This is a genomic window from Streptomyces sp. NPDC005648 (assembly GCF_040605395.1).
Lineage (GTDB): Bacteria > Actinomycetota > Actinomycetes > Streptomycetales > Streptomycetaceae > Streptomyces.
This window is the reverse complement of the sequence record NZ_JBEXCS010000033.1, coordinates 81,714-89,472: the sequence shown is the minus strand read 5'-3', so window position 1 is coordinate 89,472 and position 7,759 is coordinate 81,714. Positions and strand designations below refer to the sequence as shown.

Genomic DNA, 7,759 nt, shown 5'->3' with positions numbered 1-7,759 from the left:
ATTCCGATCTGGCGCGGGCACGGGAGCGGGCACGGCCGGCGCGGGCACGGGAGCGGGGGCGGCCGGCGCGGGCACGGGAGCGGGCACGGCCGGCGCGGGCACGGGAGCGGGGGCGTCCGGGGCATCGAGCGTGGCCGGGGCATCTGGAACAGGCGCGGCATCGGGGGCTGCTGGAGCGACCGGAGCATCTGCGGCTTCGGCAACCGGCGGGGCATCTGGAAGTGCCGGTGCGTCCGGCGCGGCGGCCGGGGCCTCGGGGGCAGGCGGAGCGGCTGCGACTTCAGGCGGGGCAGCAGCCGGAACGCCGGGGGCGGGGGTGTCCGGGGGTGTTGGGCACGGTGGTGGGTTGCTGCACGGGGTGCGGCAAGTCGCGGTCAGTGGGGTGAAGGTGCCTATGGCCGTTGCCGCCGGGGTCGTGGTGGTGGGGGCCGCCGCGTTGGGTCTGATGCTCGGGTCGGGGGGTGCCGGTCCGGTTCCGGCGCAGCGGACGCCCGTGGCCGATGCGCCGGTGGCGCCGGTGCCGGTGGCGGAGGCGCCGGTGGGGCCGTCGTCGAAGGACGGGCGAGTTGCCGGGTCGGGGCGTGGTGGTGACTCCGCGTCGGCGGTGGGCGGTACGCGGGGTCGGGGGGACGTGCCGGCCACCGGCTCCGGAGCCGACGTAGAGGCCGGAACCGGTGTGTCGGAGCCGGGAGATGGCGGGGAGGGCATACCGGCCGGCGGTGCCGGGACCGACGGAGGCGGGACGGGCGACACACCGTCACCGAGCGCCCCCGCACCGACGGAACCGACCACCCCTGCCCCGAACGAGCCGACCCCGGGCCAGCCGACCGATCCCACACCCGGCCAGCCCACCGACCCTGCGCCGACCACACCCACCAGTCCGACACCGGCAGACCCCACCGACCCGACACCAGGCACACCCAACGAGCCCACGCCCGGCCAGTCCACCGATCCTGCGCCGACCACACCCACCAGTCCGACGCCGGGAGAACCCACCGACCCCACACCGGGCCAGCCCACCGACCCTGCGCCGACCACACCCACCAGTCCGACGCCAGCAGATCCCACCGACCCCACACCGGGCACACCCACCGAACCCACACCCGGCCAGCCCACCGAACCCGCGCCCGGATATCCCACCGATCCCCAGCCCCAAGACCCGGGCAAGCCCACGCCCGGCCTGCCCACCGAACCTGCGCCGACCACGCCCACCAGTCCGACGCCGGGAGAACCCACCGACCCGACACCAGGCGCACCCGCCAACCCCATGCCCGGACAGCCAACCGACCCCACACCCGGCACGCCCACCGACCCCTCGCCCCAGCCGCCCGCCGGTCCCGCGCCCAGCCAGCCCTCCCAGCCCGGTGAACCGGCCGCGCCCGCGCCCGGTCAGCCCACCGATCCGGGGTCCGGGGCACCGGCCTACCCCGCCCCGGGCGAGCCTCCCGTGACGGTGCCGGGAGACGACGACCCTGCTCCCCCGCCCACGGGAGCGGGAGACGGCGACCCGCAGACGCCCACGGTTCCCACGGTTCCGGCAGATCCGGCTGCTCCGACAGATCCTGGTGCCCCCACCACCCCCGACCCCGGCTCCACCCCCGCCGATCCCCCCACCGGAACCGGCACCCCCGCTGCTCCCTCCCTTCCCGGCCCCGCCTTGCCGCCGGTCTCCCCGCACGGTGGGGGTGGTTGTGGGGAGGGGCATGGTGGGGGCGAGGGGGATGGGGAGTAGGTGTGGAAGAGGGGCGGTGGGTCTGTTCGGGCTACCGCCCCTGCCGGGTCGGTTCGAGGTGGGCTGGGCCTCCCGCTAGCCCACCTTCGACATCCGCGCCGTAGGATTCCCCTCCGCCTCGCTCTCCGCCACGTACCTCAAGTCGTCGCCCACGCGCGACAACCGCACCGTATGTGCCGTCGGATCGCACCCCGCGTGATTGTTCCCGGCGCCCACCGACGTGGTGACGAGCTCCGTCTTCGTCACCTTCTTCAGAGTCAGTACGTCGTCGCACACCCCGCCGAGCTGGTCGGTCTGCCTCAGCCGCCCCAACTCCTCCCCCACGCCCGCCTGATGCACCGTCAACCGGAACGTCCCGTCCGGCAACGTGCCGTTGAGCGCGGTCGCCTGGCCCTCCCAGGTGCCGATGTACGACACCGGCACGGCCCCCGACGGTCCGGGGACCGCACTCGCCGTGTCCCCCGGCGTCGTACTCGAAGAGCGGGAGGGAGTGGACGGACTCGACGGGCCGGTCGCGCTCGAAGCCGAGCCGGGCGCCGACGAGTACGCTCCCCGGTCGCTGCTCCCCGACGCGTTGTCGTCCCCCTTGCCCGGCAGCAGGTCGAACAGGAACACCGACCCCACCGTCACCGCCGCCAACGCCCCCGCGACCGCCAACGCCACCGTGCAGCTCAGCCGCCGCCCGCGCCCGCCGTCCCCCGGCGCCGCCGAAGCCGCCACGGAAACCGTCAGCCTCCCCGGCCGCTGCTCCCCGGGCCCGCCATCCCCCGACCCCCCATCCCCCGGCACCGCGTCCCTCGGTTCGGCCCCGGAGTCGGCCGAAGCGACGGCAGCCGGGACTGCCGGCGCGGGGACCGGGGAAACAGGGGGGACAGCGGGGACCGCCACGGGCGGAGTCGTTGCCATGACCGGTGCCGGACCGAACACCCCGAGAGCGTCCCCGACCGACGGGCTGCTGAAGCCCACCGGTCCCGATGGCGCCTCCCCCTGGCCGGCCTCCAGGTTCAGCAGCTGTACGGCGCTTCGGCTGAGTTGCTCCACCAGGGGCCCCGGCAGCCAGCCGCCCGCGACCAGCCGTGCCGCGCCCTCGGGGGCCAGTCGTCCGGCCACCTCCGCGGGAGCGGGCCGCGCGGTCGGGTCCTTGGTGAGGCACGCTTCCACGACCGCGCGCAACTCGCCGTCCAGCGGGCCGAGTTCGGGCTGCTCGTGCACGACCTTGTAGAGGAGTGCCGCGGACGAGTCGCCCGGGAAGGGCGGCTGACCGGTCGCCGCGTACGCCAGCACCGCGCCCAGCGAGAACACGTCGGCGGCGCCCGTGGCCCCCTTCCCCAGGATCTGCTCGGGGGACATGTAGCCGGGCGAGCCGATGGAGACGCCCGTCGAGGTCAGCGAGGCCGTACCGTCCATGGCCCGGGCGATGCCGAAGTCGATCAGCAGCGGCCCGTCGAGGGTCAGCAGGACGTTGGACGGCTTCACGTCCCGGTGCACCAGGCCCAGTTCGTGCACCGCCGTCAGCGCCTCGGCGAGGCCCGCGCCCAGCGCCCGTACCGAAGGAGCGGGCAGGGGGCCGCCGTCCGCGATCGCCGCGGCCAGTGACGGGCCCGCCGCGTACGCCGTGGCCACCCAGGGGACGGACGCCTCCGGGTCGGCGTCGAGGACGGGGGCCGTCCAGGCGCCGCCCACCCGACGGGCCGCCGCCACCTCACGGCGGAAGCGGGCCCGGAACTCCTCGTCGAGCGCGAAGTGCGGGTGGATGACCTTCACCGCGACCGTGCGGCCACCCGCGCTGCGGCCGAGGTACACGCGGCCCATCCCGCCGGAGCCGAGCCGGCCGAGCAGCCGGTAGTGCCCCACGACCGTGGGCTCGTCGGCTCCCAGCGGCTGCATGGCGTCCACCCTCCCCCGCGTCCGCGCGTCCACGCGTTCCCGTGATCACCGTGTCCTCGCGTCCTCGCGACCCCCGTAACGACGAGAAAAGGGTAGTGCGCCGTTCCCCGATGGATCAGGGCCGCAGCAGATCCACCTTCACGTCCGCCGGGAAACCGGTGGTCGGGCCGACGCGGCGGGCGAACTCCGCCACCGCCTCCAGCTGCGGCGCGCCGAAGCGGAAGTCCAGCGTGGTGAAGTACCGCTCCAGGACCCGCTCGTCGAACTCCTCCCAGCGCGCCGCCTGCTCGGCGACCTTGCCGACCTCCTCCAGGGAGAGGTTGCGGGAGGCGAGGAAGGCCTCGTGGACGCGGCGGGTGATGACCGGCTCACGGTCGAGGTAGTCGCGGCGGGCGGCCCAGACGGCGAAGACGAAGGGCAGTCCGGTCCACTCCTTCCAGAGCGTGCCGAGGTCGTGCACGTCGAGGCCGAAGCGCGGGCCGTCGTGCAGGTTGGCCCGCAGCGCCGCGTCCCCGATGAGTACGGCCGCATCCGCCTCCTGCATCATCAGGCTGAGGTCGGGCGGGCAGGTGTAGTAGTCCGGCCGGACGCCGTAGCGCTCGGACAGGAGGAGCTGGGCCAGGCGGACCGACGTGCGGGAGGTGGAGCCCAGGGCCACCCGGCGGCCGTCCAGCTGGTCCAGCGGGACCTGGGAGACGATCACGCACGACATCACCGGGCCGTCGCAGCCGACGGCGATGTCGGGGAAGGCGACCAGGTCGTCGGCGTTGCGCAGGAACTCGACGAGGGTGATGGGGCCGATGTCCAGGTCTCCCTGCACCAGCTTCTCGCTGAGCTTCTCCGGGGTGTCCTTCGTGAGCTCGAAGTCGAGGAGCGTGCCCGTTCTCGCGAGCCCCCAGTACAGGGGCAGGCAGTTCAGGAACTGGATGTGGCCGACGCGCGGCCGGGTGCGAGAATTGTCCACATCGCGACAGTAGACCCCGTGGGGTAGGCTCCGGACTTCGCCCCCGGGGTCGGCGCTCCGGTCAACCTCTCCACGATCTTCAAACGTCCGGGTGACGTGATCTTGGCCTCTATTGCTTTCGGCTGCCCGCGTGCTAGGCTCGCCGCAAGTTGCAGTTTGGTTTCCCTTGCAGTACAGAGCCTGCGGAGCATGTAACCGCGGGCTCTAGTCGTTTTCAGACGTATGCAGTAGTGCGGGACTTTGTTTTCACACTTGCAGGGTTCTGGAGCAGGGCAACCCTTTGGGCCCAAGGAGGGCTTATGGCTACCGGAACCGTGAAGTGGTTCAACGCCGAAAAGGGCTTTGGCTTCATCGCCCAGGAAGGCGGCGGCCCCGACGTCTTCGTTCACTACTCCGCGATCAACGCGAGCGGCTTCCGTTCGCTGGAGGAGAACCAGCAGGTCTCCTTCGACGTGACCCAGGGCCCGAAGGGCCCGCAGGCGGAGAACGTCACCCCCGTCTGATCAGTCCGATCCGATCAGTCCGATCTGATCAGTCCGATCATTCGGTCTCGGAGCCTGGTGCTTTGATCCGGAACAAATAGCAGTACCCAAGGAGCCCCGTGCCGCAAGGCAACGGGGCTCCTGCCTGTGTGGAAGCAGGGGGTGGAAGCAGTAGGTGGAAGCAGTAGGTGGAAGCAGTAGGGTCGCCCGCCATGACCGACTTCATCGCTCAGACCCGTACGTTCTACGACGCCGTCGCCGAGGACTATGCCGAGATGTTCCGGGACGAGCGCCCGGCCGCCAGTCCGCTGGACCGGGCCGTGCTCCGCGGGTTCGCCGAGCTCGTGGGCCGGGACGGGACGGTGGCCGACCTGGGCTGCGGTCCGGGACGGGTGACCGGGCATCTCGCCTCCCTCGGGCTGTCCGTCTTCGGGCTCGACCTCTCGGAGTCGATGCTGGCCATCGCCCGGCGGGAGAACCCCGGGCTGCGGTTCGAGCAGGGTTCGATGCTGGAGCTGGACCTCGCCGACGGGGCGCTCACGGGTGCGCTGTCCTGGTATTCGTCGATCCACACCCCTGTGGATGACCTTCCCGCCCTCTTCCGCGAGTTCCATCGGGTCCTCGCGCCCGGCGGACACCTCCTGGTCGCCTTTCAGGCGGGTGACGAGGACCGGCACCACGACCGGCCCTGGGGCCACCCGGTGGCGCTGACCTTCCGGCGGCGCCGACCGGAGCTGATCGCCGAACTGCTCCGGTCGGCCGGGTTCGCGCTCGTCGCGCGGACGGTGCGCGAACCCGGCCCCGGGGAGGTCTCGCGCCAGGCGTCCCTCATCGCCCGCAAACCGCCGGCTGTCTAGAGCACCCCGGCGATGTCCCTCGCCGCGATGTAGCCGAACGTCATCGCCGGCCCGATCGTCGAGCCGGCGCCCGCGTAGCTGTGCCCCATCACGGCCGAGCTGGCGTTGCCTGCGGCGTAGAGGCCCTGGATCACCGACCCGTCGGCGCGCAGCACCCGTGCCCGTGCGTCCGTGACCAGGCCGCCCTTGGTGCCGAGGTCGCCCGGGACGATCCGGAAGGCGTAGTACGGGGGCAGCCAGAGGGGCGCGAGGCAGGAGTTCGGGAAGACGGAGGGGTCCGTGTAGTAGTGGTCGTAGGCGCTGTCGCCGCGGTGGAAGTCGCTGTCGGTTCCCTTCAGGGCGGCGGAGTTGAAGCGGTCGACGGTGGACCGGAGGGCTGCCGCGGGGACCCCGATGGAGCCGGCCAGGGAGTCGAGGGTCCAGCTCTTGCAGGCGGCGCCGGAGCTGTACCAGTTGTCGGGGAAGGGGAACGTGGGCACCACGTCCTTGAAGAGGTAGCGGTCGCGGTAGTTCTGGTCGACGATCAGCCAGGCCGGGATGTCGGGGTCGGTCGGGTTGCGCCGGTACATGGTGTGGACGACGTCGCTGTAGGGGGCGCCCTCGTTGACGAACCGGGCGCCGGCGGCGTTGACGATCAGGCCGCCGGGCAGTGTGCGTTCGGCGAGGCAGAAGTAGGGCTGGTCGGGCAGCGGGATGGCCGGTCCCCACCACGCGTCGTCCATCAGACCGAGGGCGCCGCCGACCGCGGCCCCGGCCCGGATCCCGTCCCCCGTGTTCTCCTTGGCGCCCACCGTCCAGTCGGTCCCGATCGGCTGCTGCTGGTACTGGGCCCGCATGGCGGCGTTGTGTTCGAAGCCGCCGGAGCCGACGACGACGGCGCGCCGGGCGCGGACGAGTCCGGAGGCTCCGTTCCTCGTCACCACGGCTCCCGTGACGGCACCGCTCTCGACGTACAGATCGGTGAGCGGGGTGTTCAGCCACACCGGCACCCCCGCGTCCAGCAGCCCCTTCCGCAGCCCGGCCGCCAGCGACTGCCCCATCGTCAGCGGGGTCTGCCCCAGCAGCGCCGCCTTGGTCCCCCGGGCCAGGCACTCGGTGGCTACGGCGGCGCCCTTGACGCTCACCGCGGAGAGGGCGAGCCATTTGTAGTCGGCGCTGAAGACGACCATCCCGGACGGGACCTGCATGTACGGCGGGTTGAGGTGGGCGAGTTCGGCGCCGAGGAGGTTGCCGTCGAACTGGTCCGGTTCGATGGAGCGGCCGCCCGGAAGCCCGCCGGGGAGCTCGGGGTAGTAGTCGCTGTACCCCTCCATCCAGCGGAAGCGGAGGGGGCTGTTGGCCATGACGAAGGAGATCATGTCGGGGCCGTGGGAGAGGAAGGCGCTCTGCCGGGCGGCGGGGACGTCCGAGCCGACGACGGCCGCGAGATAGGCGGCGGCCTTGGCGGGGGTGTCCGGGACGCCGGCCGCGAGGATCACCTGGTTGTTCGGGATCCAGATCCCGGCGCCGGAGCGGGCGGCCGATCCGCCGAAGGTGGGGGCCTTCTCCACGACGACCGTGGTGAGCCCCTGCTTGGCCGCGGTGAGGGCGGCCGTCATCCCCGCGGCTCCGGCGCCGATGACGACGACGTCGTAGGTGCCCAGGGGGGTGAGGTCGGCGGCGGTGGCGGTACAGGTGACGCCGCCGGCGGCGAGGGCGAGGCCGGTGGCGGCCGTGGTGCCCAGCACCTGTCGCCGGGAGGGCAGTGGGGTGGCTGGTGCCGTACGTCTTGCGGGGTCCGCGCTCTTGGCCATGGCAGGTCGCTCCAACCGGGCTGGGTATGGGGTGAGTTGCGCAG

At 72.7% G+C, this 7,759-nt stretch carries 5 protein-coding genes; 2 read left to right on the top strand and 3 right to left on the bottom strand.

Annotation, left to right across the window (positions count from 1 at the left end; translation table 11 throughout):
- Positions 1-1,807 precede the first annotated feature (1,807 nt).
- The gene (locus tag ABZT17_RS20640) at positions 1,808-3,619 is read right to left on the bottom strand and encodes a serine/threonine-protein kinase (RefSeq protein WP_356350819.1); all 1,812 of its coding nucleotides are present in this window, start codon (positions 3,617-3,619) and stop codon (positions 1,808-1,810) included.
- 115 nt (positions 3,620-3,734) lie between these two features.
- Positions 3,735-4,583 carry a menaquinone biosynthesis protein gene (locus tag ABZT17_RS20635; RefSeq protein ID WP_356350817.1) on the bottom strand — a complete coding sequence of 283 codons (849 nt, stop codon included), beginning with the start codon at positions 4,581-4,583 and terminating at the stop codon, positions 3,735-3,737.
- Between the two features lie 299 nt (positions 4,584-4,882).
- Between ABZT17_RS20635 and ABZT17_RS20630 the strand changes: the two genes are divergently transcribed.
- On the top strand, positions 4,883-5,086 hold the full coding sequence (locus ABZT17_RS20630; RefSeq protein WP_003992177.1) for a cold-shock protein: 204 nt from the start codon (positions 4,883-4,885) through the stop codon (positions 5,084-5,086).
- A 191-nt stretch (positions 5,087-5,277) separates the two neighbouring features.
- A complete protein-coding gene (locus ABZT17_RS20625) occupies positions 5,278-5,922 on the top strand; it encodes a class I SAM-dependent methyltransferase (protein WP_356350815.1) in 645 nt (214 codons plus the stop codon).
- Here the strand turns inward: ABZT17_RS20625 and kstD are convergent.
- Positions 5,919-7,715, bottom strand: coding sequence for a 3-oxosteroid 1-dehydrogenase (gene kstD, locus ABZT17_RS20620; protein WP_356350813.1), 1,797 nt, complete (start codon positions 7,713-7,715; stop codon positions 5,919-5,921). The two genes, ABZT17_RS20625 and kstD, sit on opposite strands and share 4 nt — an antisense overlap.
- Positions 7,716-7,759: the final 44 nt, after the last annotated feature.

What these genes read in the sequence shown, in the direction of transcription:
- ABZT17_RS20640 (WP_356350819.1), bottom strand. Translation starts at nt 3,619, where the DNA reads ATGCAGCCGCTGGGAGCCGACGAGCCCACGGTCGTGGGGCACTACCGG.
- ABZT17_RS20630 (WP_003992177.1), top strand. Translation starts at nt 4,883, where the DNA reads ATGGCTACCGGAACCGTGAAGTGGTTCAACGCCGAAAAGGGCTTTGGC.
- ABZT17_RS20625 (WP_356350815.1), top strand. Translation starts at nt 5,278, where the DNA reads ATGACCGACTTCATCGCTCAGACCCGTACGTTCTACGACGCCGTCGCC.
- kstD (WP_356350813.1), bottom strand. Translation starts at nt 7,715, where the DNA reads ATGGCCAAGAGCGCGGACCCCGCAAGACGTACGGCACCAGCCACCCCA.